This is a genomic window from Cellulophaga sp. (assembly GCF_039943695.1).
In the GTDB taxonomy this organism is placed as follows: domain Bacteria; phylum Bacteroidota; class Bacteroidia; order Flavobacteriales; family Flavobacteriaceae; genus Cellulophaga.
Map to the genome: position 1 here is coordinate 1 of NZ_JBDVAA010000074.1, position 1,369 is coordinate 1,369.

Here is a 1,369-nt window from a genome sequence, read left to right on the forward strand (position 1 = left end):
CTTTTCTGTAACTTCTACCAGCTCATTACCTGTGGCAATAGTAGTTATTTTAGGTAGTTTTTTTACTGATACTTGTGCCTCTCCAACAGCAGATAGCACTCCTATTTCTGCAGCTGTAATTAATGTATTTTTATGTAATACAATAGCGCCTTTAAGTTTATCACTGCCTTGTATATGTATATTTTGACCTTGTACAGGTGCTTTTTGCAATTTTGCAACACCATTTTCAATATTAATATCCTCATACATTACAACAACATCTGTACTATTTGGTACAACTGCGCCTGTCATAATTTCTACACAAGAAGTTGTCTCTTTTAATTCTATAGTTGGATTACCCGCAGCAATCACAGCTTCAATTTTAAAAGAATTCTGACCTTTTTCTATAGCCTCATAAGACAATGCTATACCATCCTTAGTTGACCTATTAAATGGTGGAAAATCCCTATCAGCACTAACATCAATAGCTAAAACTCTACCAACAGCATCTTTTAAAGGTAACTGTTCTACTCCATAATCTACACTATGTTCTAAAACTTTAGTATATGCTTCTTTAAATGTAATCATTTCTAATGTGCTATTTCTAAACTTCTATAGGCGTTAATTCCGCCCTCTACGTTTATAACCGTAATTTCTTTTTCTAAAAGCTGATTTTGAGCAATTCTGCTGCGTTTTCCAGACTGACAAATGACATAAACAGCCTTGTTTTTTTCTATTTTAGATTGATATTTATCTAAATCTAACAAAGGAATATGCGTAGCATTCTTTATATGATACTCATTAAATTCTGCCAATGTACGTACATCTACCAATTGAAAATCTTTATTAGCAGAAATAAGCCCTTTAAAATCATTAATTGTTATTGATAAACCTGTAGAACAGCCATTATCTCCATAGGAATCTTCTAAACTTGTACGCTCTAAATTTTCTTTTACAACAGTAAATTTTATTTTATTATATGCCTGATGCAAACCATTAAACAAGAGTAATTCTCCAGACAATACCTCTCCTATTTCGGTTATTAATTTAACCGTTTCTAGAGCCTGTAAATTACCAATAATACCAGGCACAACACCTAGCACTCCGTTCTCATTGCAATTAGGTATTTCATTAGCAGATGGCATATTAGGAAACAAACAACGGTATGTTGGTCCGCCTTTATAATTAAATACACTTAACTGGCCTTCAAAACCTTGTATTGCACCAGAAACAAAAGGTTTCTTTAAAAGAACACAAGCATCGTTAACCAAATATCTGGTTGCAAAATTATCAGATGCATCTACAACAACATCAAAATTAGAAACTACATCTAAGACATTCTCTTTTGTTAAAAATGTATTGTATGTTTTAAATAGTGTTGTGCTATTTT

Annotated in this window: 1 protein-coding gene and 1 pseudogene; both read right to left on the reverse strand. The window is 32.3% G+C overall.

Going from position 1 to position 1,369, the window contains the following annotated elements:
- Positions 1-567, reverse strand: a pseudogene (locus tag ABJD66_RS05405) (molybdopterin molybdenumtransferase MoeA); the annotation flags it as partial.
- Positions 568-569: 2 nt separating this feature from the next.
- Positions 570-1,369: ThiF family adenylyltransferase (locus tag ABJD66_RS05410; RefSeq protein ID WP_348129073.1), on the reverse strand; the 800-nt coding region annotated here is incomplete at its 5' end.